We start from the raw sequence: 25,012 nt of genomic DNA on the forward strand, positions 1-25,012 counted from the left end.
CCGCGAGACAGAACTGCACGGGGCAGACCGGGCAGGCTCTCGCCTCATCCGGCGGCGCCCCATACGCCTCGCGACCTCATTCTGAAACCATCAGTTAGTCGCGTACGTCTCAGTCCTCGTGGCCGAGCTGGAGATCGCGTTCGGTGCGGCCGCCGCCCGCGACCTGGAGGACGGTGGCGACCGGCGGGTATCCGGCGGCGATCACGGTGTACTCGCCGGACGACAGGTCGACGAACCGGAACGATCCGTCGGGTCCGGTGGTGAGGGTGTCCACCACGTTGCCCGCCGCGTCGAGCAGGGTGACCCGGGCGTCCTCGACGGGGCGCCCGCCGGTGGCCCGGACGACGCCGCGCAGGACGGCCCCGCCCGCCAGCTCGATGTCCTGCCGGGTCTCCCGGGCGGCCTGCACGCTGACCGGGAGGGCGGCTGGGCGGAAGGCGGGGGCGCTGGCGGCGAGGGTGTACTCGCCGGCGACCAGTTCGCCGATGACATAGCCGCCCTCGTGACCGGTACGGGTGGAGGCGACGACCTCGCCGCGTACGTCGGTCAGGGTGACGGCGGCGTCGCGTACGGGGGCCCCGTCGGGGGTGAGGACGGATCCGGCAAGGCGTCCGGCACCGCCGAGCACCACGTCCAGCTCGACGGGACGCTCGCCCACGGTGACGCTGACGGCCTGCGGCTGGTGTCCGCCCGCGGCGGCGATCAGGACGTAGGAGCCGGCGCCGGGGACGCTCAGCGCGTACCGCCCGTCCTCGCCGCTCGCCCCGCGCCCGATCTGCCGCCCCTGGACGTCGATGAGGGTGAGGGCGGCGCGGGGGACGGTGGTGCCGTCGGGGTGCTGGACGCTCCCGTGGACCGGGACGCCGGAGAGGTAGCCGGAGGCGGGCCGGCCGGAGTCGGCGCGGGCGGCGGGAATCGGGGAGGTCATGGCCTCGGCGGCGGCTTCGGGGCTGTGGTGGGACACCAGCGGTTTCTCCTTGAGGAAGAAGGCGAGGATCAGGCCGAGCACGAGCACCGGCACGAGGTAGAGGAAGATGCGCGGCATCGCGTCGACGTACGCCTGGATGTAGGCGTCGCGCAGCGCGGGCTCCATCGCGTGGACGATCTGCGGGGTGATCGACTCGGGATCGGGCAGCTCCGCACCGGCGGGCAGGCGCACCCCGAGCGCGTCGGAGAGCCGCCCGGCGAACAGCGTGCCGAAGATCGCCGCGCCGACGCTGCCGCCGATCTGCCGGAAGTAGTTGTTGGCACTGGTCGCGGTGCCGAGGTCCGAGGGACGTACGGAGTTCTGCACGGCGAGCACGAGGACGGACATGACCAGTCCGATGCCGGTGCCGAGGACGGCCTGGTAGAAGCTGTACGCCAGGGGGGAGGTGTCCGCCTCCAGCAGGGACAGCAGCCACATGCCGACCACCGAGACGGCGCTGCCGATGATCGGGTAGATCCGGTAGCGGCCGGTGCGGGTGATGAGCTGGCCGGAGACGATGGAGCCGCCGACGATGCCCATCATCATCGGGAGCATCAGCAGCCCGGACTCGGTGGCGCTGGCCCCGTCGACCATCTGGAGGTAGGTCGGGAGGTAGCTGGCCGCCCCGAAGAGCGCGATGCCGACGACCGCGCCGACCAGACCGGTGACGTTGAAGACGGAGTCGCGGAACAGCCGCAGCGGAATGATCGGTTCTGCGGCCCGGTGCTCGGCGACGACGAAGAGCACCGTCGTGACGACCGCGCCGGCCGCGAGCCCCAGGATGGTGCGCGAGCCCCAGGCGTACTCGGTGCCTCCCCAGCTGGTGACCAGCACCAGACAGGTGGAGGCGACGGCCAGCAGCACCGCTCCCAGGACGTCGAGCCGGGGCCGGACGGCGGGTTTGGGCAGTTTGAGGACGACGGCGATGACGGCCAGGGTGACCAGGCCGAAGGGGACGTTGATGTAGAAGCACCAGCGCCAGGAGACGTGGTCGGTGAAGAACCCGCCCAGCAGCGGGCCGGCGACCGAGGCGAGGCCGAAGACCGCGCCGATGAGGCCCATGTAGCGGCCGCGCTCCCGGGCCGGGACGATGTCCGCGATGATCGCCTGGACGCCGATCATGAGGCCGCCGCCGCCGATGCCCTGGAGGGCGCGGAAGGCGATCAGCTCGTCCATGGTGCGCGACCAGCCCGCGAGGGCGGAGCCGATGATGAAGACCACGATGGCGAACTGGAAGACGCCCTTGCGGCCGAAGAGGTCGCCGAGCTTGCCGTAGAGCGGCAGAACGATGGTGGAGGCGAGGAGGTAGGCGGTGACCGCCCAGGACATCTTCTCCAGGCCGTGCAGCTCACCGACGATCTTCGGCAGGGCGGTGGCGACGATCATCTGGTCGAGCGCCGCGAGCAGCAGGGTGAGCATCAGGCCGAGGAAGACCATGCGGACCTTGCGGGGGCTGATCTCCGCCGCGTCCGGGCCGGGTCCCGCCGGAGGGGGTGGCGGGGGCGGTGCGGCGGGGAGTTCGACCGTGGCCGCCGTGCCGTCCTGCGGCGTCGGGCCGTCCGGTCCCGGGCCGTCCGGCTCGTCCTTCACCAGCGTGATACCACCCACCACGTAACGCTCCCCTCGTCGCACCTGCGCCGCCCATTTCTCGCATCGCGCGGCAAGGCAGGGCAAACGTGACGAGGGGCGTACGCGGCGCGCACGGAGGGCTTATGCGCCGGTGGGAGGTGCTACGGCGCACAACCGGCCGCCCCGGAAAACCACCCGTTCCGGTGAGGCCGATCGTCCCGCGGAGGCCGGACCTGTCCGGCCTCCGGTGCGGGGAGGGGGAGTCGGAACGCCCCCTGGCCGGTCGGTCCTACTTCTCGACCTCGGTGGCGAGGTTCTGGAGCAGCTCGTCGTAGATCCGGCCGAGGCCCTTGGGTGCGAAGGTCCGCTCGAAGAACCCGCCGATGCCGCCCGCGCCGTCCCAGACCGTGGTCACGACGGCCTTGGACTTTCCCTCACCGGCCGGGGTGACGGTCCAGGTGGTGACCATGGAGGAGTTACGGTCCTTCTCGACGAGCTGCCCGTCGGTCGGCTCGCTGACCTCCAGCAGGCAGTCGCGGACGCGCTTGCTGGTCGCCTGGAGCTTCCAGTGCACGAGACTGCCCTCGCCGTCGCCGCCCTCCCGGACCTCGTACTCGCTGAAGTGCGCGGTCAGCACCTTGCCGCGGACGTCCTTGTAGTCAGCCAGCGCGTCGAACACCGCCTCTGCGTCCGCCGCGATGATCCGCTCCGTCGTGGCCTCGACCTGCGCCATGGCTGTTCCTCCAGCAGTCGGTTGTTCGGTGGGTGAGCTGAGCCAACCACCTCGGGCACAGCCGCTCAAAATCGGGGCCGTCCGGGTTCAGGGGCGGCGGTCCCCGAGGAGGCAGAACTCATTGCCCTCCGGGTCGGTGAGCACGATCCAGCTCGCGTCACCCTGGCCGACGTCGGCGCGGCGGGCGCCCAGGCCGATCAGCCGGCGGACCTCGTCGCCCTGTTCCCGGTCGCTGGGACTGACGTCGATGTGGAGCCGGTTCTTGGCGCTCTTGCCCTCGGGCACCCGCGCGAAGGTCAGCACCGGCGGTACGGGACCGGGGCGGTCCGCTCCCCCACGCGCCGTGGGCGGGCCGATGGTGACGACGCCTTCCTCCGCGTCCTCGTCCCGCACCTCGTAGTCGAGGACCGAGCACCAGAACCGGGCGAGGCCGACGGGATCCGCGCAGTCGATCGCGAGCTCGGTGAACTTGCTGGACATGGTCGGGACCTCCAGGTCGGTCGGATACATCGCGTCTGGCCAGGGGTCACACGCTAGGCGAGCGGCCCTGGTCGTGGGGTGCCACGGGCCGACCTCGCACGATCAAGGGAACAAGTGTTCTATTCTGCGGTGAGTGCTACCGAGGAGGCGTCCATGCGCTGGGACAATCTGGTCGAGAAGAACTCGACGGCCGGGAACAGCGCGCTCTTCGCCGCGGACGCGGTGACCACGCGCACGTTCGACACCCCCGAATTCCGGGGCATCACCTTCCACGAGATCCGGGCCCGTTCGATCCTGAACCGGGTGCCCGGCGCCTCGCGGATGCCGTTCGAATGGACGGTGAACCCATACCGGGGCTGCACGCACGCCTGTGTGTACTGCTTCGCCCGCAAGACCCACAGCTATCTGGACCTGGACACGGGCATCGGCTTCGACTCACAGATCGTCGTCAAGGTCAACGCCGCCGAGCTGCTCCAGCGGGAGCTGGCCTCCCGGCACTGGCGGGGCGAGCACGTCGCCATGGGCACGAACGTCGACTGCTACCAGCGGGCGGAGGGACGATACCGACTCATGCCGGGCATCATCACCGCCTTGCGCGACCGGGCGAACCCCTTCTCCATCCTCACCAAGGGCACGCTGATCCTGCGGGACCTGGAGCTGCTGCGGCAGGCCGCGGAGGTCGCCGAGATCGGCGTCTCGGTCTCCGTCGGTTTCACCGACTCCGAGCTGTGGCGGACCGTCGAGCCGGGCACCCCCTCCCCCGAACGCCGGCTGGACGTGGTGCGCGCGCTCACCGACGCGGGGATCGGCTGCTCGGTCCTGATGGCCCCGGTCATCCCCTTCCTCGGCGACCGCCCGGAGCAGCTGCGCGCCACGGTCGCCGCCATCGCTGACGCGGGGGCGGCCTCGGTGACCCCTCTGGTGCTGCATCTGCGCCCGGGCGCGCGCGAGTGGTACCTGCACTGGCTGGGTCAGCACCATCCGCGGCTGGTGGAGCGCTACGAGCGGATGTACGCGGACGGGGCGTACGCCCCCACCTGGTACCAGCGCCGGATCACGCGCCAGGTGCACGAGTTGGCGGACGAGTTCGGGATCGGCCCGGCGCACCGGGGCGAGGCCCGGCGGATCGGCCCGGCTCCCGCGCCGACCGACGCACCGGAGCCGGGCCCCACCCAGCTGACCCTGCTGTGAGGCCCGTGGCGGAGCCCGGGGAGTCGCCCGCAGGGCCGATGGCGTGACCGTACGGGCGACTCCGCGCGGAACAGGTCCTTCCGCAGGGGTATTCGGGGAGCATGCGGCGGGGACCGGTGATCCGGCGCCGCGTCCCGTCACCCCGGGAGGCCCCATGACGAAACGTGCAGGAATTCTGGTCGCCGTCGGCGCGACCGTCGCCGGTCTGCTGACCGCCGCGCCCGCGCCGGCCGCCGCCACCGCGGCGAGCACGCCGCCCGCCCCGAAACCGAAGTGGACGAACTGTCCGACCGACAGCTATCCGACGCTCCAGTGCGCGAAGGTCAAAGCCCCGCTGGACCACCGCCGCCCGTCGGGCCGTCAGATCACGCTCGCCCTGTCCCGCGTCCCGCACACCGCGAAGACCTTCCAGGGCCCGCTGCTGGTCAACCCGGGCGGCCCCGGTGGCAGCGGCCTGTCGATGGCCGGGTTCGTGGCGTCCTCGCTGCCGAAGAAGGTCGCGGCGCAGTACGACGTGATCGGTTTTGACCCGCGCGGGGTCGGCAGGAGCACCCCGGCGCTGAACTGCCTGCCGGGGCACTTCGATCCGGTGCGCCCCGACACGGTGCCGGCCTCCGCCCGTTCGGAGCGGATCAACCGCGACCGGGCGGAATCGTTCGCCCGGGCCTGCGGGGAGAAGCACGGCGATGTGCTGCCGTACATGGACACGGTCAGCGCCGCCCAGGACCTCGACGTGATCCGTCGGGCGCTCGGCTCCCGGCAGATCAACTACTTCGGCTACTCCTACGGCACCTACCTCGGCGCGGTCTACGCCAAGCTGTACCCGGAGCGCGTGCGCCGCCTGGTCCTGGACTCGGTCGTCGACCCGGACGACGTCTGGTACGAGGGCAACCTCGGCCAGAACCACGCGTTCGACGACCGCCACAAGGCGTTCGCCGCCTGGGTCGCGAAGAACGACGCCGCGTACGGCCTGGGCAGCGACCCGGCCGAGGTCGAGGCCGCCTGGTACCGGATGCGGGCGGACGTGGCGCGGAAGCCGGCGGGCGGCACGGTCGGCGCGAGCGAACTGGAGGACACCTTCCTCCCCGGTGGGTACTACAACGGCTACTGGCCCTACCTCGCCGAGGCGTTCGCCGCGTACGCGAAGAACCGGGACGCCGAGGCGCTGGTCGAGGTGTACGAGGACTTCGGCGCGGTCGACGCGGGCGGCGACAACGGCTACTCGGTCTACACGGCCGTCCAGTGCCGCGACGCCGGCTGGCCCGAGCACTGGAGCACCTGGCGCAACGACAGCCGCCGGATCCACAAGAAGGCGCCGTTCATGACCTGGAACAACACCTGGTACAACGCGCCGTGCGCGAGCTGGCCGGTGGCGCCGCTGGAGCCGGTTCCGGTGAACAACCGTCAGCTGCCCCCGGCGCTCATCCTCCAGGCCACGGACGACGCGGCGACCCCGTACGGCGGCGCGGTCAGCATGCACCGCAAGCTCAAGGGCTCCAGCCTCGTGGTGGAGGAGGGCGGCGGCAATCACGGCATCACGCTGAGCGGCAACGACTGCCTGGACGAGCACCTGGCGGCCTACCTCACCGACGGGACGGTCCCGCGCGGCCGGGGCGAGGCGGACGCGGTCTGCGCCGCACTCCCGGACCCGAAGCCGCTGCCGGCCGAGAAGGCGGCGGCCCAGTCGGTGGACAACAGCGAGGGCAGCCGACTGCACGGCCTGCTCGGCTTCCGCCGCTGAGCGGCACGGACGCCCGCGCGGCCGACGACAGCAGGCGCGCGGGCGGTCCGGCGGAGAGCAGGGGTGTACGCCGCGGAGTGGCTGCCTACGCCGGGGAGTGGCGGCGCCCGCCAGGCAGCGGGGCGTACGCCGGGAGCAGGGGCCTCTCGCCGCACAACGGGGCCCGTCCGCCCGCTCACTCCCCCGGCAACCGCCCGAGCGCCTCCGCGGCGGCCGTGCCGAGGCGCGGGTGCGGCAGGGCCGCCGTGAGAACCGGGCGGGCCTGTTCGTCGGCGAGGCGGCCGAGCCCTTCGACGCAGGCGAGGGCGACGCGCCAGTGCGGTTCACCGGGGGCCAGCAGGCGCTGGAGGGTGGCGACCAGGGCGGGGACCGACTCGGGTGCCCGCAGGTCGGTCAGCAGGCGCACCGGGTGCAGGGCGTAGGCGGTGCGCAGGCTGTTGGTCGCGAGGGCGGCGGCCGCCCTCGGGGTGCGGGGGTCGTCCAGCCGGGCCAGGGCGTGGGCGGCGGAGACGCAGCGTTCGGGGTCGCGGTGGTTGAGCAGGAGCACCAGCGCCTCGAAGGCGCGCCGGTCGCCCGCGCAGCCGAGCCGGAAGGCGGCGATCTCGCGGGCCCACAGGGGGCGGTGCGGCTCCACGAGGACCCGGGCCAGCTCCTCGGGGTCCTCGGCGCCGACGAGCAGGGCGTACTGCGGTGACCCGGCCGCCTCGGGTTCCAGCCGGTCCATGAGTGAACGGAACTCCTCATCCATGACGCTCAGCGTATCGACGGACACGTTCCGTACGGGGCGGCATCGAGGAGTTCATGTGGTCCAGGGCACAAGGACCCAGGGGTGGCGCGCTCGTTACTCGCCAGTTACTCTCATCTGAGCGGGACACACTCCCCGCAGGCTCCGGTGGCCTGGTGACGCAGCCATCCGGAGTGCTTGTCGGTTCGGCTTTTCCGTGCGACGTGACCCCGGGACAGGGTCCGTCACCCCCACGGCCGGGCGCGCTTCCCGCGCGCCGGCCCCGTGCTCCACGACACGCAGCTTCCGTACGCCCCGCGCCGCTCCCCCATCGCCGCGCGTTCCGTGCTCCCACAGTCGTCACTCACCCTGGAGTCCCCTGATGGACACCTCTCTCTCCACCATCGCCGTCGTCGGCCTCGGCACCATGGGCACCGGCATCGCCGAGGTCCTGGCCCTGGCGGGCCGCGAGGTCATCGGCATCGACATCAGCGAGGCGGCCGCCCTGGGGGCCGTCGCCGCCCTCGAAGCGTCCACCGCGCGGGCCGTGGGCCGTGGCCGCATCACCGAGCAGGAGCGGACCGCCGCGCTGACCCGGTTCCGTACGTCCGACGATCTGCGCACCGCCGCCGATGCCGAGCTGGTCATCGAGGTGGTGCCCGAGACGTACGAGATCAAGCAGCAGGTGTTCCGGGAGCTCGACGCGATCGTCTCCCCCACCGCGATCCTCGCCACCGGCACCAACGCCCTGTCGGTGACCCGGCTGGCCGCCGAGTCCCAGCACCCCGAGCGCGTCCTCGGCCTGCACTTCTTCAACCCGGCGCCCGCGATGAAACTGGTCGAGGTGGTCTCCTCGGTGCTGACCGCGCCGCCGGCCGTCGAGGCCGTCACCGCGCTGGCCCGGGAGCTGGGCAAGGAGCCCGTCGCGGTCGGCGACCGGCCCGGGTTCGTCGCGGACGGGCTGCTCTTCGGCTACCTCAACCAGGCCGCCGCGATGTACGAGGCGAACTACGCCTCCCGCGAGGACATCGACGCCGCGATGAAGCTGGGCTGCGGGCTGCCGATGGGTCCCCTCGCCCTGCTGGACCTGATCGGCATCGACACCGCACGCACCGTCCTGGAGGCCATGTACGCCGAGTCCCACGACCGGCTGCACGCCCCGGCCCCCGTCCTCGGCCAGCTCAGCAGCGCCGGTCTGACCGGCCGCAAGGCCGGGCGCGGCTTCTACACGTACGACGCCCCGGGCGGCCAGGCCGTGGTGCCCGACGCGCTGACCCCGGCGGCGGACGCCGTCTCCGGAGCCGGGCGCGATGTGGCGTCCGTCGGCGTCGCGGGCTCCGGGACGATGGCCTCCGGGATCGCGGAGGTCTTCGCGAAGGCCGGATACGACGTGGTGCTGGCCGCCAGGTCCCAGGAGAAGGCCGACGTCGCCAGGGGCCGGATCGCGAAGTCGCTGGAGCGTTCGGTGGCCAAGGGGCGGCTCACCGCCGAGGCCCGGGACGAGACGCTGGCACGGATCACGGCGGCCGGTTCGCTGGACGCGTTCGCCGAGGTCGACCTCGCCGTCGAGGCCGTCGCCGAGGACCTGGAGATCAAGCGGCAGCTGTTCGCCGCGCTGGACAAGGTCTGCCGGCCGGGCGCGGTGCTCGCCACCACCACCTCCTCGCTGCCGGTGGTCGCCATCGCCCGGGCGACCGCGCGCCCCGAGGACGTGATCGGGATGCACTTCTTCAACCCGGCGCCCGCGATGAAGCTGGTCGAGGTGGTCCGCACCGTCCTGACCGCCGACGACGTGCACGCCACGGTCCGCGCGGTGTGCGCGAAGATCCGCAAGCACCCGGTGGACTGCGGGGACCGGGCCGGGTTCATCGTGAACGCGCTGCTGTTCCCGTACCTCAACAACGCGATCAAGATGGTCGAGGAGCACTACGCCTCGCTGGACGACATCGACGCGGCGATGAAGCTGGGCGGCGGTTACCCGATGGGCCCGTTCGAACTGCTCGACGTGGTCGGCCTGGACGTCTCGCTGGCCATCGAGAAGGTGCTGCACAAGGAGTTCCGCGACCCGGGCCTGGCCCCCGCGCCTTTGCTGGAGCACCTGGTCGCCGCGGGGTGCCTCGGCCGCAAGACGGGGCGCGGCTTCCGCGAATATGCCCGTCGCTGACCCGGGAGCCGGGTGGGGCGGGCTGCTGGGACCCTCCGGTGGTCCGCCCCCGCAGGCGCGCTCTCCTGCACCGATGCGTTACGTTCATGCCATGTCCCAGCCCGCCAAGTCACCCCGTGCCACCGCCGCGACCGACGCCCCGGAGACCACCACCGCGGGGACGCGCGCCGCCGCCCAACGGCTCAAGATGCGCCGTGAACTGGCCGCCGCCGCGATGGAGCTCTTCGCCACGAAGGGCTACGAGGCGACCACCGTCGACGAGATCGCGGGTGCCGCGGGCGTCGCCCGGCGGACCTTTTTCCGCCACTTCCGCTCCAAGGAAGAGGCCATCTTCCCGGACCACGACGACACCCTCGTCAGGGCCGAGGCCGTCCTCAACGCCGCCCCCGCGCACGAGCACCCGCTCGACACCGTCTGCCGGGGCATCAAAGAGGTCATGAAGATGTACGCGGCCAAGCCCGCCGTCTCCGTGGCCCGCTACAAACTGACCCGTGAGGTGCCGACCCTCAGGGAGGCCGAGATCGCGTCCGTGGCCCGCTACGAGCGGCTGTTCACCCGCTATCTCCTGGGCCACTTCGACGAGCGCGACCACCATGTGGGCAACGACGACCCGCTGCTCGCGGAGGTCGCCGCGTCCGCCGTGGTCACCGCGCACAACCATGTGCTGCGCCGCTGGCTGCGGGCGGGCGGGCAGGGTGATGTGGAGGCCCAGCTCGACCGCGCCTTCGCCATCGTGCGCGACACCTTCGGCACGGGCATCGGAGCGGGCCGGACCGCCGGGGCCGAGCCCGAGCGCGCCCCGGCCGCGACGGTGGCCGCGGACGGCGAGGTGCTCGTCGCGGTGGCGCGCACCGACGCCCCCCTCGACGAGGTCATGCGGACGATCCAGCAGGCGCTCAAGGTCCGCTGAGTCCGGCGGCGGGCTCCCCGGCGTCGACCGCGACCGCCGCCTCCCAGGGCGGCGGCGCGGCGCCCTCGCTCCAGGCGGCCAGCTCTTCGGGGCCGTAGCAGAGGATGGCGCACTGCTCCGCGTAGTCGAGCGCGGGCTCGGTGAAGCCGCCGGTGGAGACGACGAGCGCGACATCCGCCTCGTGGACCGCGTAACAGGTGCCGCCGAAGCGCTGGAGGTCCTGGGAGCCGGCCCGGTTGTCCGGACCGTAGCGCTTGCACTGCACGACCAGGCGGCGGCCGTCCGGGGTGGTGGCCAGGACGTCGGCGCCGAGGTCGCCCGCGCCGCCCACCACTTCGGCGTCCGCGCAGCCATCGCGTCGGCAGAGTTCGGCCACGGCCTCCTCGAAGGCGTACGGGTCCAGTTGGGCGTAGTCGACGGGGTGGGCGGGCTCCTGGAGCTCCGGGAGGGCCCGCTCCCGGGCCTCCGCGCGGGCCGCCTCGGCGGCGTCCAGCTCCGCGAGGCCCGCGTCGACGATCCCGTACGCCGCTTCCGTCACGGTCTCGGCGACCCGCCGGGCCCGTCGTCGGCGGCGCAGTACCACCACGGCCACGACGAACCCCAGAAGGACCAGGAGCACGGCGGCGGCCGGAGGGAGCCCGGTGCCGCGCCAGGCGGCCCGCAGCCCCATCCCGCCGCCCGCGACGACCAGCGCGATCAGCGCGAACCCGAACGTGGTGCGCCGGAGGTCGAAGGGAGTGCGCCGCTCCCGGACGGTCCGTCTGCGGATCGGTATCGCCATCGGTGCCCCACCCCTGCTTCTGCGGCCAGTTCAAGATCACTTGCCTGGACCACCTGCCCCGATCCGGGCTTCCGACGCGTCGGTCCCGAGTCGTTCCTCGCGGGAGGCGGCCGAAATCCACTGGTCCGCCGGTCGTCGCCGTGCTGAGGTGCGCGGATGCGAACCGACGAAGTACGCGACCTGTACGACCGCACGATGCGCGAGCGCGCCCGCCCGGACGGGCCCGGCGTACGCGTCGAGCGCGCCGGGCCCGTGGTGCGCCAGGTCGGCGGCCCCGACGACTGGAACGGGATCGTCTGGTCGGACCCGGAGCTGGACGCCGCGGGGGCCGACGCGGCGATCAGGGCCCAGATCGGGCACTACACCGCGCTCGGCCACGGGGAGTTCGAGTGGAAGCTCTACTCCCATGACCGGCCGGCCGACCTGGGCGACCGGCTGCGGGCGGCCGGATTCGTACCGGACCCGCCGGAAACCCTGCTGGTCGCCCCCGTCGAGGCGCTGACCGACCTGCCCGGGGCGGGGCTGCCCGAGGGCGTCACCCTGCGCCCGGTGACCGACGCCGCCGGGGCCGAGCTGATGGCCCTGGCCCACGAGCGGGCGTTCGGCACGGACGCGGGCCGGCTGCGCCACCAGGTGCTGACGCGGCTGGAACGGGCTCCGGACGACTTCGTGGCCGTGGTGGCGATGGCCGGCGGGGAGCCGGTCAGCTCGGCCCGCATGGAGCTGTACCCGGGCACGGGTTTTGCCGGGCTCTGGGGCGGCGGAACGGTCGCCGAGTGGCGCGGCAGGGGCCTGTACCGGGCCCTGGTCGCCCGTCGGGCCGCCGTGGCCGCCGAGCGCGACTACCGCTACCTCCAGGTCGACGCGACGGACATGTCGGCCCCGATCCTGGTCCGGCTCGGCTTCACGGCGCTCGGCACGACGACGCCGTATGTGTACCGCCCGGCCGGATAACCGCCTGCCAGCAGGACAGAGCGTCCCGTAACACCCATCGTGTTGCTCATGCGTGCCCACGGGATGACAAGTGAGAGAAATTGTTGGCACTGGGTGCCTTGTCAGGTGTCACGGAGTGCCATACGTTGAAGGTGTCCGGGCGGCCGGCGTGCTGAGACCTCACACGTACGCCGGCTGTCCCCGCAACCACCGTGCTGCGCGCCCGGACGCCTGCGTCACAGGCACCCCGCTGCTCCACCGAGCAAAGCCGAAGATCTACTCGCCGAACCGACGGCAACACCTCCAAACCGCCCCTCCCTGCCAGCAGGGCCCCTCAAGCGTTCCCTCGACGCCGCATCACCGGAGGCAACACCGTGAAGGAAATCCTGGACGCGATCCAATCCGAGGACAGCACCGCCGCGGACTTCGCGGCCCTGTCCCTCCCCGAGTCCTACCGTGCGATCACCGTGCACAAGGACGAGGCGGAAATGTTCGCGGGGCTCGAATCCCGCGACAAGGACCCCCGCAAGTCGCTCCACCTGGACGAGGTCCCGGTCCCCGAACTCGGCCCCGGCGAGGCTCTCGTCGCCGTGATGGCCAGCTCGGTGAACTACAACTCCGTCTGGACCTCCATCTTCGAGCCGGTGTCCACCTTCGGCTTCCTGGAGCGGTACGGGCGGCTCAGCGAGCTCACCAAGCGTCACGACCTGCCGTACCACGTCATCGGCTCCGACCTCGCGGGCGTCGTCCTCCGCACCGGCCCCGGCGTCAACGCCTGGAACCCGGGCGACGAGGTCGTCGCCCACTGCCTCTCCGTCGAGCTGGAGTCCTCCGACGGCCACAACGACACGATGCTCGACCCCGAGCAGCGGATCTGGGGCTTCGAGACGAACTTCGGCGGCCTCGCCGAGATCGCCCTCGTCAAGTCCAACCAGCTGATGCCCAAGCCCCAGCACCTCAGCTGGGAGGAAGCCGCCGCCCCCGGCCTGGTCAACTCCACCGCGTACCGCCAGCTCGTCTCGCGCAACGGCGCGGGCATGAAGCAGGGCGACAACGTGCTGATCTGGGGCGCCAGCGGCGGACTCGGCTCGTACGCCACCCAGTTCGCACTGGCCGGCGGCGCCAACCCGATCTGTGTCGTCTCCAGCCCGGAGAAGGCCGACATCTGCCGCGCCATGGGCGCCGAGGCGGTCATCGACCGCAACGCGGACGGCTACAAGTTCTGGAAGGACGAGCACACACAGGACCCCAAGGAGTGGAAGCGCTTCGGCAAGCGCATCCGGGAGTACACCGGCGGCGAGGACATCGACATCGTCTTCGAGCACCCCGGCCGCGAGACCTTCGGCGCCTCGGTCTACGTCACCCGCAAGGGCGGCACCATCACCACCTGCGCCTCCACCTCCGGCTACATGCACGAGTACGACAACCGCTACCTGTGGATGTCGCTCAAGCGGATCATCGGCTCCCACTTCGCCAACTACCGCGAGGCGTGGGAGGCCAACCGCCTGATCGCCAAGGGCAAGATCCACCCGACGCTCTCCAAGACGTACACCCTGGAAGAGACCGGCCAGGCCGCCCACGACGTCCACCGCAACGCCCACCAGGGCAAGGTCGGCGTCCTCGCCCTGGCCCCCCGTGAGGGCCTGGGCGTGCGCGACCAGGAAATGCGCGAGCAGCACATCGACGCCATCAACCGCTTCCGCAACGTCTGAGGTTCTCCGATGAACGAACGTCAGAAGGACCGGCCCTGGCTCATGCGGACGTACGCCGGTCACTCGACCGCCGAGGCGTCCAACGAGCTGTACCGCCGCAACCTCGCCAAGGGCCAGACGGGTCTCTCGGTCGCCTTCGATCTGCCCACGCAGACCGGATACGACCCGGACCACATTCTCGCCCGCGGCGAGGTGGGCCGTGTCGGTGTTCCCGTCTCGCACCTCGGTGACATGCGGCGGCTGTTCCAGGACATCCCCCTGGAGCAGATGAACACCTCGATGACGATCAACGCGACCGCCATGTGGCTGCTGGCGCTCTACCAGGTGGTCGCGGAGGAGCAGGGGGCCGACCCCGACAAGCTCCAGGGGACCACGCAGAACGACATCGTGAAGGAGTACCTCTCGCGCGGGACGCACGTCTTCCCGCCGGTGCCCTCGCTGCGGCTGACCACGGACATGATCACGTACACGGTCAACCGCATCCCCAAGTGGAACCCCATCAACATCTGCAGTTACCACCTCCAGGAGGCAGGGGCCACCCCGGTCCAGGAGATCGCGTACGCCATGTCGACCGCCATCGCGGTGCTCGACGCGGTCCGCGACTCGGGCCAGGTGCCCGAGGAGAAGTTCGGTGACGTGGTCGCCCGGATCTCGTTCTTCGTGAACGCGGGCGTCCGCTTCATCGAGGAGATGTGCAAGATGCGGGCCTTCGGCCGCATCTGGGACCGCGTCACCCGCGAGCGGTACGGCATCGCCAACCCCAAGCAGCGCCGTTTCCGCTACGGCGTCCAGGTCAACTCCCTCGGGCTGACCGAGGCGCAGCCGGAGAACAACGTCCAGCGCATCGTCCTGGAGATGCTGGCCGTCACCCTCTCCAAGGACGCCCGCGCCCGCGCCGTACAGCTGCCGGCCTGGAACGAGGCGCTGGGGCTGCCCCGGCCCTGGGACCAGCAGTGGTCGCTGCGGATCCAGCAGGTGCTGGCGCACGAGAGCGATCTGCTGGAGTACGAGGACGTCTTCGCCGGTTCGCACGTCATCGAGGCCAAGGTGGGCTCGCTGGTCGAGGAGTCGCTGGCGGAGATCGACCGGATCCAGCAGATGGGCGGCGCGATGGCGGCCGTCGAGTCCGGCTACCTCAAGTCGGAGCTGGTCTCCTCGCACGCGGCCCGGCGGGCCCGGATCGAGGGGGGCGAGGAGAAGATCGTCGGCGTCAACATCTACGAGACGACCGAGCCCAACCCGCTCACCGCCGACCTCGACGGCGCGATCATGACGGTCGACCCCGAGAACGAGGCCCGGGTCGTGGCCGCCCTGCACGAGTGGCGGGACAACCGCGACGAGACGCGCGCCTCCGAGGCGCTGGCCGCGCTGAAGAAGGCGGCGGCCGGCACCGAGAACATGATGGAGGCCACCGTCGAGTGCGCCCGCGCCGGTGTCACCACCGGCGAGTGGTCCTGGGCGCTGCGGGACGTCTTCGGCGAGTTCCGCGCGCCGACCGGGGTCTCCTCGGCCCCGGTGGCGGTCACCGCCGAGCCGGGCAGCACGCTCGCCCTGGTCCGCGAGAAGGTCACCCGCACCGCCGCCGACCTGGGCGTGGGACGGCTGCGCCTGCTGGTCGGCAAGCCGGGCCTGGACGGGCACTCCAACGGGGCCGAGCAGATCGCCGTACGGGCCAGGGACGCCGGGTTCGAGGTGGTCTACCAGGGCATCCGGCTGACCCCCGAGCAGATCACCGACGCGGCGATCGCCGAGGACGTGCACTGCGTGGGCCTGTCGATCCTCTCCGGCTCGCACGCCGAGCTGGTGCCCGACGTCCTGCACCGGCTGCGCGAGGCCGGGGCCCCGGACATCCCGGTGATCGCGGGCGGCATCATCCCGCCGGCCGACGCCGCCGCACTCATCGAAGCCGGTGTGGCCGCCGTCTTCACCCCGAAGGACTTCGGCATCACCGAGATCATCGGCCGTATCGTCGACGAGATCCGGAAAGCGAACAAGCTCGACCCTCTGGAGGTCCCCGCATGACCACGCCTACCCCCGTGAACCGGCTGCGCCCCCGCCGTTCGTGTCTGGCCGTTCCGGGCTCGAACCCGCGCTTCCTGGAGAAGGCCCAGGGCCTCCCGGCGGACCAGGTGTTCCTGGACCTGGAGGACGCCTGCGCGCCGCTCGCCAAGGAGGGCGCGCGCCACACCATCGTGGACGCGCTGAACAACGGTGACTGGAGCGGCAAGACCCGGGTCGTGCGGGTCAACGACTGGACGACGCACTGGACGTACCGGGACGTCATCACGGTCGTCGAGGGCGCGGGGCCGAACCTCGACTGCATCATGCTGCCAAAGGTCCAGGACGCCCAGCAGGTCGTGGCGCTGGACCTGCTGCTGACCCAGATCGAGAAGACGATGGGCTTCGAGGTCGGGAGGATCGGCATCGAGGCGCAGATCGAGAACGCCAAGGGCCTGGTGAACATCGACGACATCGCCGCCGCCTCGCCCCGCCTGGAGACGCTGATCTTCGGCCCGGCCGACTTCATGGCCTCGATCAACATGAAGACCCTGGTCGTCGGCCAGCAGCCGCCCGGCTACCCGGCGGACGCCTACCACTACATCCTGATGCGCATCCTGATGGCGGCCCGTACGCACGATCTCCAGGCGATCGACGGCCCGTTCCTCCAGATCCGTGACGTGGACGCCTACCGCGAGGTGGCCGGCCGCGCCGCCGCCCTCGGCTTCGACGGCAAGTGGGTGCTGCACCCGGGTCAGGTCGACGCGGCGAACGAGGTGTTCTCGCCCTCGCAGGAGGACTACGACCATGCCGAGCTGATCCTCGACGCCTATGACTGGTGCACCTCCGAGGAGGGCGGCAAGAAGGGCTCCGCGATGCTCGGCGACGAGATGATCGACGAGGCCAGCCGCAAGATGGCTCTCGTCATCGCGGGCAAGGGGCGGGCCGCCGGAATGCGGCGCACCTCCAAGTTCGAAGCCCCGGAGGCCTGATCATGCAGTTCGGGCGCACGTATGAGGAGTTCGAGGTCGGTGCGGTCTACAAGCACTGGCCCGGAAAAACGGTCACGGAATACGACGACCACCTCTTCTGTCTGCTGACCATGAATCACCACCCGCTGCACATGGACAGCAACTACGCGGAGAGCACGACCGACTTCGGAAAGAACGTGGTCGTCGGCAACTACATCTACTCGCTGCTGCTCGGCATGTCGGTGCCCGACGTCTCCGGAAAGGCCATCGCCAACCTTGAGGTCGAATCGCTGAAGCACGTCGCGCCGACCTTCCACGGCGACACGATCTACGGCGAGACGACCGTGCTGGACAAGACGCCGTCGAAGTCCAAGAACGACCGCGGCATCGTGTACGTGGAGACCAAGGGCTACAAGCAGGACGGCACGGTCGTCTGCGTGTTCCGCCGCAAGGTGATGGTCCCCACCGAGACGTACATCAAGGAGCGTGGCGGCGAACAGCCCGGCCGCCCGACGCCCGCCAAGTAACTGTGTGAAGCCTTAAGGCCATCCGCGTGAAGCCACAGGAGAAGCAGCCATGACGCGACTCGCCCAGACCGCCGGTCTGAACGACATCCAGCGGGAAATCCTTGCCACGGTCCGGGATTTCGTCGACAAGGAGATCATTCCGGTCGCGACCCGGCTGGAGCACCGCGACGAGTACCCCACGGAGATCGTCGAGGGGCTGAAGGAACTCGGCCTGTTCGGGCTGATGATCCCCGAGGAGTACGGGGGGCTGGGTGAGTCGCTGCTCACCTACGCGCTGTGCGTGGAGGAGATCGCGCGCGGCTGGATGAGCGTCTCGGGCATCATCAACACGCATTTCATCGTGGCCTACATGCTCAAACAGCACGGCACCCAGGAACAGAAGGACACCTTCCTGCCGCGGATGGCGCTGGGCGAGGTGCGCGGGGCCTTCTCGATGTCGGAGCCGGCGCTCGGCTCGGATGTCTCGGCGATCTCGTCGAAGGGTGTCAGGGACGGCGACGCATACGTGCTCAACGGCCAGAAGATGTGGCTGACGAACGGCGGAACATCGAATCTGGTGGCCGTGCTCTGCCGAAGTGACGAAGGCCACCCGGAGGGCACCGCGCCCCACAAGTCGATGACGACCTTCCTCATCGAGAAGGAGCCCGGCTTCGGAGAGGTCCGACCCGGCCTGACCATCCCCGGAAAGATCGACAAGATGGGCTACAAGGGCGTCGACACGACCGAGCTCATCATGGACGACCTGCGCATTCCGGCCAATCGCGTCCTCGGGGGCACGACCGGCCGAGGGTTTTACCAAATGATGGACGGCGTCGAGGTCGGCCGGGTGAATGTCGCCGCGCGTGGTTGCGGTGTCGCACAACGTGCATTCGAACTGGGCGTCTCGTACGCACAGCAGCGTCACACCTTCGGCAAACCGATCGCCCAGCACCAGGCGATCCAGTTCAAACTGGCCGAAATGGCCACCAAGGTCGAGGCCGCTCATGCGATGATGGTCAATGCGGCACGCAAAAAGGACTCCGGGGAACGAAACGACCTGGAGGCAGGGATGGCGAAGTACCTCGCCTCCGAGTACTGCAAGGAAGTCGTCGAGGACGCCTTCCGTATCCACGGCGGTTACGGCTTCTCCAAGGAGTACGAGATCGAGCGCCTCTACCGCGAGGCACCGATGCTGCTGATCGGTGAAGGTACCGCCGAGATCCAGAAAATGATCATTGGCCGGCGTCTCTTGGAGGAGTACCGATTCCAGGGCTGATTGTCCCTTTCAGGGTGATTTGGTGGCGAAGAACATCACACCGGGTCACCCTCGACGGGTGCCTTTCCGCCGTCCGACTCGGCTGCTGGCTTGCCCAGTTGCGCCCGGCAACCGATAGCATCGCCGGAAAGCCGCCGTCCCCCGTTGCCAGCGCGGCATCATCCGCTACGAAGGTCATTCATGCCCGACAGCACTTCCTCCGCATCCCGCGGCGGGGTCCGCATCGCCCGCGGAGCATCGCCGTGGCTCCTGCCGACCGTCGCCACCGCAGCCCTCAGCCTGGCCCGCGCCCGCAAGTCGGGGCGCTGGGCAGCAGTGGCTGTGCCCACCACCGCGCTCGCGGCGGGCATGCTGTGGTTCTTCCGTGACCCCGAGCGCGAGATCACTGACGGCCGGGTCATCTCCCCGGCCGACGGTGTGGTGCAGAGCATCATGCCGTGGAAGGACGGGCGCACCCGCGTCGCGATCTTCATGAGCCCGCTCAACGTTCACGTCAACCGCGCTCCGCTGGCGGGCACCGTGACGTCGGTCGAGCACATCCCGGGCGGCTTCGTTCCGGCGTTCAACAAGGAGAGCGAGAACAACGAGCGCGTTGTCTGGCACTTCGACACCGAGCTCGGCGACATCGAGATGGTGCAGATCGCGGGAGCGGTCGCCCGTCGGATCGTGCCGTACCTCCCCGAGGGCACGAAGGTGGAGCAGGGCGAGCGCATCGGCCTGATCCGCTTCGGCTCGCGCGTGGACATCTACCTCCCGGAGGGTATCGATGTCGCGGTCGAGGTCGGTCAGGCCACCACCGCGGGGGTGACTCGAATTGACCGTGATTGATCCTGATACCAAGGCCGGCTGGGTGCCGGAGGCCGACGACGAGAACGACGTCGACGGCGCGGAGGACATGCCGCTCTCCATGCGGCTGTCGATAGCGGACACGCTCACGCTCGGTAACGCGACGTGCGGATTCATGGCGGTGTACTTCACCACCACGGGCATTCTGATCCCGCACCTCACGGGCAGCGACGAGACGGGCATGGCCCGGCACTCGGCCGCCACCGCCGTGATCCTCATGCTGATGGCCGCGATCTTCGACCTGTTCGACGGTCTCGTGGCGCGCAAGCTGCGCTCCTCGCCGATGGGCGCCGAGCTGGACAACCTCTCGGACCTCATCAGCTTCGGGCTCGCACCGGCCTACTTCGTGCTCGTGTACGGCATGGTCGCCGACGATGCCCATCAGCGGGTGTCGGCACTGGCGGCGATCGTCGTATTGCTGGCGGTGGTGCTCCGGCTTGCCAGATTCTCCTGCGTGACGCTGAAGGACGGCATGTTCCAGGGCATGCCGAGCCCCTTCGGAGCGCTGACGGTCGTCTCGATCGTGCTCCTGGAGCTGCCCTTCATCCCGACGCTGCTCGCGATCGTCGGTGTGGCGTGGCTGATGGTGAGCCGGGTGGAGTACCCCAAGCCGCGGGGCGTCCTCGCGGTGGCCATGCTCGGCTGGATCGTGGCCGCGATGGGGCTGCTCGCCGCGTGGGCGTTCGACGCGCCCGGCGGCCAGCTGCTGCTCCAGACCGGCTGCGCGCTCCAGGTGGTGCTCGGCGCGGTGATCCCGCTGTTCGCCACGGCGCGCCGGGTGAACACGTTCCGTGACAACCGGCGCGAGGCGCGGGCGGCACAGCTGCCGTAGCGGGCGGATGAACGAAATCAGGGCGAGGGCCCCGGATGCTCCCCGGCATCCGGGGCCCTCGTGCGTTCCCCGGTGCTCATGCGGCACCGGGCCCTCGTACGCTCCGGGCGCCTGTCTCAGCCGTCGTCGCGGGGCTCCGGGCTCCAGATCAGCTCGGCGCGCAGCGGCCCCGTCCGGGACAGGACGGGGCCGTGGGCGGGGGCCAGCGCGGCGAGCTGGGAAGCATGGCACAGGACCGCCTCGCGCTTGGCCGCCCACTGCTCGTCGGAGAGCACCAGCTCATGGCGGACGGTGAGCCGGTGGGTGCGGTTCAGCGCCTGGTAGGCGGACCCCCAGTCCTCGCTCGCGGCCAGTGCCTCGCCCACCCCGGGGGTGCCCCATTCGGGGAGGTGTCCGGTGTAGGGCAGGTCGGCGTACACCCAGGGCTCGGGGGCCCCGGCCGCGGCGAGGACGCGCTGGGTGCGCAGCCGGACCGCCTCGTGGTCCGGCTGGTTGGTGGCGAGCGGTACGAGCACCCGGGTGCCGGGGGCCAGCGAGCGCAGCAGGGCGTCGAGGCCGACGGGCTCGTCGCCCTCGCCGACGTACGGGCCGTCGGGGTGGTCGACGAGGACCTGCTCGGCCCCGAGGAGCTCGCAGGAGCGGGCGTCCTCGGCCCGCCGCACGCGGTACGCCTCGACGGCGGAGCTGAACCCGCAGAGGGCGTCCCACCCCGAGACCGCCAGGCCGGGGGCCGGGGAGCCGCCGTGGACGGTGACCACCGCGAGGGGGCCGGGCAGGGTGGGCAGCAGTCCCGTGAGGGAGAGGGCGGCGTCGTCGAAGTGCGGTGAGACGACGACGGTGCGCCAAGGCGGGGTTACGGAGATGGGCACGGTTCCTCCGGAGGGGGTGCGGGCGGCTCGGCGGGCGGGTGGTCGGAACCCCTGGGCGCGGGTGGTCAGGGCCCCGGCATGCGGGTGGTCAGGGCCCCGGGGTGCGGGTGGTCAGGGCCCCGGGGTGCGGCGGGGGAGGGCCCGCCGGGAGCACCAGGCGCTCGCCGGTGTCGCCGCACAGGACGTGGACCTCGTCCTCCCGGCCGCTGAGCACGGAAAGGAAGTCCAGAGCGGCGTCCTCGGTCCTGAGTACCGCCACGATGTCGATCACGGATGGATCCCCTCAGCAGGACTCGGCAGGACATGGGCAAAAGCTGGGCGGACCCGGCCCGGAGGCGCCGAGTCCGGAATGAGCTAATCACCGGCATTCCGTGTGGTCCAGACCAATTTTCCGCCGATCATGGGGCCCGGAAGAGCGGCCGCCCGAAACCGGAGCCCCCGCTGGCGCCGCGCCGGAACGGGCTTCCCCCTCGCGTCGACGGTGGAGATCCGGCCATTGCCCGCCGTCCTTCATGTCGGGCCTCTACCATCCCGCGCGCCGGGCCGCCAGAGACGAAACGCCGCTGTCGGCTGAGCCGTTCCGCCGACCGGATGAGTACCGGGTTCCCGTCACCGGGGCGCTGTCCGCTTCTAGGATCGCCTCGCTACCGACGCCCGGACCGTTCGGCCGGGTGCGGAGCGGGGGACCAGGGGGGCTCGATGATGAAGCTGATGCCGGTGGGGACACGCACGGTGGCGGTCGCGGCGGCGGGGGTACTGCTGGCCGGGTGCGGCGGGTCGGCGTCGAAGGGCGGGGACGGGCCGGACCCGAAGCCGAGCGGATCGGCGAAACAGGGCAGCCGGGCGGCGGACGGCAAGAAGACGGGGAAGCCGGACGCGAAGGAGTCCACGCTGCCGGGTGCGCTGCCCGGCGCCTACGAGTTCACGCCGAACCCGGCGCGGGTCCCGAAGAGCGCGGACCGGGCACGGAAGCTGACCCGCAGCGCCGCACTCGGGGAGGCCGACTGGACGGCCGGGATGGTCCGGCACGCCCCGTACGAGAGCGGCGGCAGCTGGCCCGTGCTCCCCGACTCCTGCGTCTGGACCCGTTCCGCGCTGCCGTCCGGCGTCCTGGACAGCTTCACGCGGCGGCTCGACATCCCGGCGCGGGACGGCAGGGGCCGGGTCCAGGGGGCGGTGACCGTGACCGTGCACCGGAGCGTGGCGGGCGCGGACAGGGAGATCAAGGACACCGTCCAGGAGAGCTTCCGCTGCCCCCGGCAGGAGTTGGGCGGCGGGCAGCGCCTCAGCGGTCTGATGTCGCTCCAGTTCGATCAGAAGGACGTGCGCAACGCGGACGCCTCGCTGTTCGAGGCGGGCAAGTACACCGGCCCGGAGTCGGGCGGGATCCAGGACTATGTGTGGACCAAGTCCCGGATCGGTCCGGTGACGACGGCCGTGTCGGTCAAGGGCGCGAAGGGCTACCAGAACAGCGACCTGCTGCGGATCGCCGCCGAGGGCGGCGCCAAGGTGCTCTACCGCGTCGAGCTGGAACTGAAGTGACCGCGGGCCCGGACGAAAGGCACTGACCCCTGATGGAACCGCTCCGTTCCACCGACCCGGCACGGATCGCCGGGTACCGCGTCCTGGGCCGGCTCGGCGCCGGGGGCATGGGCGTGGTGCTGCTGGGCCGGTCGCCCGGCGGCGCGCTGGTGGCGATCAAGCTGATCCGCGCGGAGTACGCCGACGACGCCGCCTTCCGCGCCCGTTTCCGGCGGGAGGTGGCCATCGCCCGGCAGGTGCGCAACCGGTGGGCGGTGCCGGTGGTCGACGCCGACACCGAGGCGCCCGCCCCGTGGCTGGCCACCGAGTTCGTGCCCGGGCCCGCCCTGAGCGAGGCGGTCGGCGGCGGGGGGCCGCTGCCGGAACGCGGGGTGCGGGCGCTGGGCTCGATGCTCGCGGAGGCGCTGGACGCCGTCCACGCGGCGGGGCTCGTGCACCGGGACGTCAAGCCCGGCAACGTCCTGCTGGGCCTGGACGGGCCCCGGCTGATCGACTTCGGGATCGCGCGGGCCCTGGACGACACCGTCCTCACGGCGACGGACGTGATCGTCGGCTCCCCCGGCTTCCTCTCGCCCGAGCAGGCGCAGGGGCGGCGGATCGGACCGGAGAGCGATGTCTTCTCGTTGGGCTGCGTCCTGGTGTACGCGGCCACGGGCGGGCGGCCGTTCGGCAGCGGCCCGGTGGAGGCGATGCTGTTCCGCACCGTGCACGACACGGCGGACCTGAGCGCGCTGCCGCCCGGGCTGCTCTCCGTCGTCCAGGCGTGCCTGTCCAAGGACCCCGGGGACCGTCCCGCGGCGGCGGACATCCGCCGGGCGTTCGCCGAGGACGTGTCGGGCGGCAGTTGGCTGCCCGGTCCGGTCACCCATCTGATCGCCGAGCGCTCGGCGCGGATGCTCGCCCTGCCCGACATCGACGCGACGAGCGTGGACGCCGGCACGACGGGCGGCCGGGACACGGGCACGGACACGGGCACGAACACGGGCACAGGCGCCGGAACGGGGACCGGAACCGGCGGCCGGGACTCGGCCACCGTCCCGGTCTCCCCCGCCCGTCGCCGCTTCCTCGCGTACGTCGCCGGCGGCGCGGCGCTAGCGGCGACAGGCGGCACCGCCGCGTGGCTGGTCTCCTCCGGCGACGGCGAGGACCCGGGCGGCGGGGGCGAGGGGGATGACGGGAAGACAACCCGCCCGGAGCTGCACATCGGGCTCCAGGCCGACCTCAGCGGCCCGTCGGCTGACCTCGGCAAGGGACAGGACCGGGCGGCGCGGCTCGCGGTCGCGGAGCACAACGCGCAGGGGGACGCGCCCTTCACACTGCGGCTGACCACGGTCGACGACGGGGGCGACGAGGAGCGGGCCAGGGCGGCGGTGCGCCGGTTCGCCGAGGACCCGCTGCTGGTGGCCGCCCTGGGCGCGACCGGCACGGACGCGGCGCGGGAGGCGCTGGTCGCGTACGACGAGGCGGCGCTGCCGCTGCTCAGCGTGGTCGACGGGGACATCCGGCACCTGAACCGGATCTTCCTGTGCGCCCGGCCGCGCAACGACATGCAGATGCTGCCGGTTGCCCAGTTCCTGGGGGCGTACGAGATCGACCGGATCGCGCTGGTCGACGACGGCACGGAGTACGGCAGGCAGACCACCCGCTTCCTCGACACCGGGCTGCGCGGCAACGGCCGCACGGTGCTCGCGGAGACCGTACGGGAGGGCACGCGCGACCTGGACGCGGAGGCGGAGCGGATCGCCGCGAAGCGGCCGGGGGCGGTGGTGTACGGAGGTGGGTGGCGGGATGCCGGACGGTTCGCCAAGTCGCTGACCAGGGCCGGGTTCCTGGGGCCGAAGATCGGCACCCAGGCCGTGCACGACCCACGGTTCCTGGCGGAGGCCGGCGAGGACGCGGCGGGCTGGCTGGTCGTCTCGACGGCCGCCGACCCGGCTTCCGTACCCTCGGTGCACCCGTTCGCCGCCGCCTACCGCAAACGCTTCGGCAGTGCACCACCGCTGTTCGCGGCGGAGGCGTACGACGCGGTCGGGCTGATCGCCGCCTGTGCGCGGGGGCTGGGCCGGGAGAGGATCAGCCGCCAGGACCTGCTGCCCGCGCTGCGGACGACCTCGTACAAGGGGGTGTCCAAGGGCTACGCCTTCGAGCCCGCCAACGGGATGTACACCGGGACCGGGGTCTTCGTCTACCGCGTGGAGCGGGGGCGCTTCCGGTACATCGGGATGGACGGCCGGGAGGTCTGACCGGGCGTTCCCGGCCGGACCTCC

The 25,012-nt window shown here is 71.4% G+C and carries 21 protein-coding genes; 14 read left to right on the forward strand and 7 right to left on the reverse strand.

The window, feature by feature from the left end:
• Positions 1-109: 109 nt before the first annotated feature.
• The 3 genes from ACIQRW_RS36960 to ACIQRW_RS36970 form a co-directional block, all read right to left on the reverse strand.
• Positions 110-2,578, reverse strand: a complete 2,469-nt coding sequence (locus tag ACIQRW_RS36960; RefSeq protein WP_403769389.1) for an MFS transporter — start codon at positions 2,576-2,578, stop codon at positions 110-112.
• A gap of 247 nt (positions 2,579-2,825) precedes the next feature.
• Positions 2,826-3,269: an SRPBCC family protein gene (locus tag ACIQRW_RS36965; protein ID WP_265598252.1), complete on the reverse strand. Its 444-nt coding sequence runs from the start codon at positions 3,267-3,269 to the stop codon at positions 2,826-2,828.
• Between the two features lie 87 nt (positions 3,270-3,356).
• Complete coding sequence (locus tag ACIQRW_RS36970; protein ID WP_403769392.1) at positions 3,357-3,749, reverse strand: VOC family protein; 393 nt, start codon at positions 3,747-3,749, stop codon at positions 3,357-3,359.
• Positions 3,750-3,902: 153 nt separating this feature from the next.
• Here ACIQRW_RS36970 and ACIQRW_RS36975 point away from each other — a divergent pair, with 153 nt between their 5' ends.
• Positions 3,903-4,940 (forward strand): Rv2578c family radical SAM protein, encoded by a 1,038-nt coding sequence (locus tag ACIQRW_RS36975; protein WP_403769484.1) that lies wholly within the window; start codon positions 3,903-3,905, stop codon positions 4,938-4,940.
• 154 nt (positions 4,941-5,094) lie between these two features.
• Positions 5,095-6,681 carry an alpha/beta hydrolase gene (locus ACIQRW_RS36980; RefSeq protein WP_403769395.1) on the forward strand — a complete coding sequence of 529 codons (1,587 nt, stop codon included), beginning with the start codon at positions 5,095-5,097 and terminating at the stop codon, positions 6,679-6,681.
• Between the two features lie 175 nt (positions 6,682-6,856).
• On the opposite strand, the gene ACIQRW_RS36985 is transcribed toward ACIQRW_RS36980, so the two are convergent.
• A complete protein-coding gene (locus ACIQRW_RS36985) occupies positions 6,857-7,429 on the reverse strand; it encodes an adenylosuccinate lyase (RefSeq protein ID WP_403769398.1) in 573 nt (190 codons plus the stop codon).
• A 358-nt stretch (positions 7,430-7,787) separates the two neighbouring features.
• On the opposite strand from ACIQRW_RS36985, the gene ACIQRW_RS36990 reads away from it, so the two are divergent.
• Both ACIQRW_RS36990 and ACIQRW_RS36995 read left to right on the forward strand, forming a co-directional pair.
• Entirely contained in the window at positions 7,788-9,569 is a 1,782-nt protein-coding gene (locus tag ACIQRW_RS36990) for a 3-hydroxyacyl-CoA dehydrogenase family protein (RefSeq protein ID WP_403769401.1), read from the forward strand.
• Between the two features lie 91 nt (positions 9,570-9,660).
• Positions 9,661-10,479 carry a TetR family transcriptional regulator gene (locus tag ACIQRW_RS36995; RefSeq protein WP_371626909.1) on the forward strand — a complete coding sequence of 273 codons (819 nt, stop codon included), beginning with the start codon at positions 9,661-9,663 and terminating at the stop codon, positions 10,477-10,479.
• Here ACIQRW_RS36995 and ACIQRW_RS37000 read toward each other — a convergent pair.
• On the reverse strand, positions 10,466-11,260 hold the full coding sequence (locus ACIQRW_RS37000; RefSeq protein WP_403769404.1) for a restriction endonuclease: 795 nt from the start codon (positions 11,258-11,260) through the stop codon (positions 10,466-10,468). The genes ACIQRW_RS36995 and ACIQRW_RS37000 overlap by 14 nt on opposite strands.
• Positions 11,261-11,416: 156 nt before the next feature.
• Here ACIQRW_RS37000 and ACIQRW_RS37005 point away from each other — a divergent pair, with 156 nt between their 5' ends.
• The 8 genes from ACIQRW_RS37005 (at position 11,417) to pssA (ending at position 20,334) form a co-directional block, all read left to right on the forward strand.
• A complete protein-coding gene (locus tag ACIQRW_RS37005) occupies positions 11,417-12,214 on the forward strand; it encodes a GNAT family N-acetyltransferase (protein ID WP_403769407.1) in 798 nt (265 codons plus the stop codon).
• A gap of 353 nt (positions 12,215-12,567) precedes the next feature.
• Positions 12,568-13,905: a crotonyl-CoA carboxylase/reductase gene (ccrA, locus tag ACIQRW_RS37010; protein ID WP_403769410.1), complete on the forward strand. Its 1,338-nt coding sequence runs from the start codon at positions 12,568-12,570 to the stop codon at positions 13,903-13,905.
• Positions 13,906-13,914: 9 nt separating this feature from the next.
• The gene (locus tag ACIQRW_RS37015) at positions 13,915-15,927 is read left to right on the forward strand and encodes a protein meaA (protein WP_403769413.1); all 2,013 of its coding nucleotides are present in this window, start codon (positions 13,915-13,917) and stop codon (positions 15,925-15,927) included.
• Positions 15,924-16,895 carry an HpcH/HpaI aldolase/citrate lyase family protein gene (locus ACIQRW_RS37020; protein WP_403769416.1) on the forward strand — a complete coding sequence of 324 codons (972 nt, stop codon included), beginning with the start codon at positions 15,924-15,926 and terminating at the stop codon, positions 16,893-16,895. The genes ACIQRW_RS37015 and ACIQRW_RS37020 overlap by 4 nt, the downstream gene beginning before the upstream one ends.
• Positions 16,896-16,897: 2 nt before the next feature.
• Complete coding sequence (locus tag ACIQRW_RS37025) at positions 16,898-17,401, forward strand: MaoC family dehydratase (protein WP_403769419.1); 504 nt, start codon at positions 16,898-16,900, stop codon at positions 17,399-17,401.
• Between the two features lie 49 nt (positions 17,402-17,450).
• Positions 17,451-18,656 (forward strand): acyl-CoA dehydrogenase family protein, encoded by a 1,206-nt coding sequence (locus ACIQRW_RS37030; protein ID WP_265598265.1) that lies wholly within the window; start codon positions 17,451-17,453, stop codon positions 18,654-18,656.
• Between the two features lie 180 nt (positions 18,657-18,836).
• Positions 18,837-19,484 carry a phosphatidylserine decarboxylase gene (locus ACIQRW_RS37035; RefSeq protein WP_003965076.1) on the forward strand — a complete coding sequence of 216 codons (648 nt, stop codon included), beginning with the start codon at positions 18,837-18,839 and terminating at the stop codon, positions 19,482-19,484.
• A gap of 22 nt (positions 19,485-19,506) precedes the next feature.
• Positions 19,507-20,334 (forward strand): CDP-diacylglycerol--serine O-phosphatidyltransferase, encoded by an 828-nt coding sequence (gene pssA / locus ACIQRW_RS37040; protein ID WP_403769487.1) that lies wholly within the window; start codon positions 19,507-19,509, stop codon positions 20,332-20,334.
• A 116-nt stretch (positions 20,335-20,450) separates the two neighbouring features.
• Here pssA and ACIQRW_RS37045 read toward each other — a convergent pair whose 3' ends face one another.
• On the reverse strand, positions 20,451-21,203 hold the full coding sequence (locus tag ACIQRW_RS37045; RefSeq protein WP_403769424.1) for a PIG-L deacetylase family protein: 753 nt from the start codon (positions 21,201-21,203) through the stop codon (positions 20,451-20,453).
• Between the two features lie 88 nt (positions 21,204-21,291).
• Complete coding sequence (locus tag ACIQRW_RS37050) at positions 21,292-21,474, reverse strand: hypothetical protein (RefSeq protein ID WP_403769427.1); 183 nt, start codon at positions 21,472-21,474, stop codon at positions 21,292-21,294.
• A 431-nt stretch (positions 21,475-21,905) separates the two neighbouring features.
• Here ACIQRW_RS37050 and ACIQRW_RS37055 point away from each other — a divergent pair, with 431 nt between their 5' ends.
• Both ACIQRW_RS37055 and ACIQRW_RS37060 read left to right on the forward strand, forming a co-directional pair.
• A complete protein-coding gene (locus ACIQRW_RS37055; protein WP_403769490.1) occupies positions 21,906-22,745 on the forward strand; it encodes a hypothetical protein in 840 nt (279 codons plus the stop codon).
• Between the two features lie 32 nt (positions 22,746-22,777).
• Positions 22,778-24,988, forward strand: a complete 2,211-nt coding sequence (locus tag ACIQRW_RS37060) for a bifunctional serine/threonine-protein kinase/ABC transporter substrate-binding protein (protein WP_403769430.1) — start codon at positions 22,778-22,780, stop codon at positions 24,986-24,988.
• Positions 24,989-25,012: the final 24 nt, after the last annotated feature.

The sequence above is a fragment of the Streptomyces sp. NPDC091287 genome (assembly GCF_044768525.1).
In the GTDB taxonomy this organism is placed as follows: domain Bacteria; phylum Actinomycetota; class Actinomycetes; order Streptomycetales; family Streptomycetaceae; genus Streptomyces.

Coding starts and splice junctions, on each gene's coding strand:
- ACIQRW_RS36985 (WP_403769398.1), bottom strand. CDS start 7,429: ATGGATGAGGAGTTCCGTTCACTCATGGACCGGCTGGAACCCGAGGCG.
- ACIQRW_RS36970 (WP_403769392.1), bottom strand. CDS start 3,749: ATGTCCAGCAAGTTCACCGAGCTCGCGATCGACTGCGCGGATCCCGTC.
- ACIQRW_RS36975 (WP_403769484.1), top strand. CDS start 3,903: ATGCGCTGGGACAATCTGGTCGAGAAGAACTCGACGGCCGGGAACAGC.
- ACIQRW_RS37000 (WP_403769404.1), bottom strand. CDS start 11,260: ATGGCGATACCGATCCGCAGACGGACCGTCCGGGAGCGGCGCACTCCC.
- ACIQRW_RS37015 (WP_403769413.1), top strand. CDS start 13,915: ATGAACGAACGTCAGAAGGACCGGCCCTGGCTCATGCGGACGTACGCC.
- ACIQRW_RS36965 (WP_265598252.1), bottom strand. CDS start 3,269: ATGGCGCAGGTCGAGGCCACGACGGAGCGGATCATCGCGGCGGACGCA.
- ACIQRW_RS37035 (WP_003965076.1), top strand. CDS start 18,837: ATGCCCGACAGCACTTCCTCCGCATCCCGCGGCGGGGTCCGCATCGCC.
- ACIQRW_RS36980 (WP_403769395.1), top strand. CDS start 5,095: ATGACGAAACGTGCAGGAATTCTGGTCGCCGTCGGCGCGACCGTCGCC.
- ACIQRW_RS37005 (WP_403769407.1), top strand. CDS start 11,417: ATGCGAACCGACGAAGTACGCGACCTGTACGACCGCACGATGCGCGAG.
- ACIQRW_RS37030 (WP_265598265.1), top strand. CDS start 17,451: ATGACGCGACTCGCCCAGACCGCCGGTCTGAACGACATCCAGCGGGAA.
- ACIQRW_RS37025 (WP_403769419.1), top strand. CDS start 16,898: ATGCAGTTCGGGCGCACGTATGAGGAGTTCGAGGTCGGTGCGGTCTAC.
- ACIQRW_RS37020 (WP_403769416.1), top strand. CDS start 15,924: ATGACCACGCCTACCCCCGTGAACCGGCTGCGCCCCCGCCGTTCGTGT.
- ACIQRW_RS36995 (WP_371626909.1), top strand. CDS start 9,661: ATGTCCCAGCCCGCCAAGTCACCCCGTGCCACCGCCGCGACCGACGCC.
- ACIQRW_RS37060 (WP_403769430.1), top strand. CDS start 22,778: ATGGAACCGCTCCGTTCCACCGACCCGGCACGGATCGCCGGGTACCGC.
- ACIQRW_RS36990 (WP_403769401.1), top strand. CDS start 7,788: ATGGACACCTCTCTCTCCACCATCGCCGTCGTCGGCCTCGGCACCATG.
- ACIQRW_RS37055 (WP_403769490.1), top strand. CDS start 21,906: ATGAAGCTGATGCCGGTGGGGACACGCACGGTGGCGGTCGCGGCGGCG.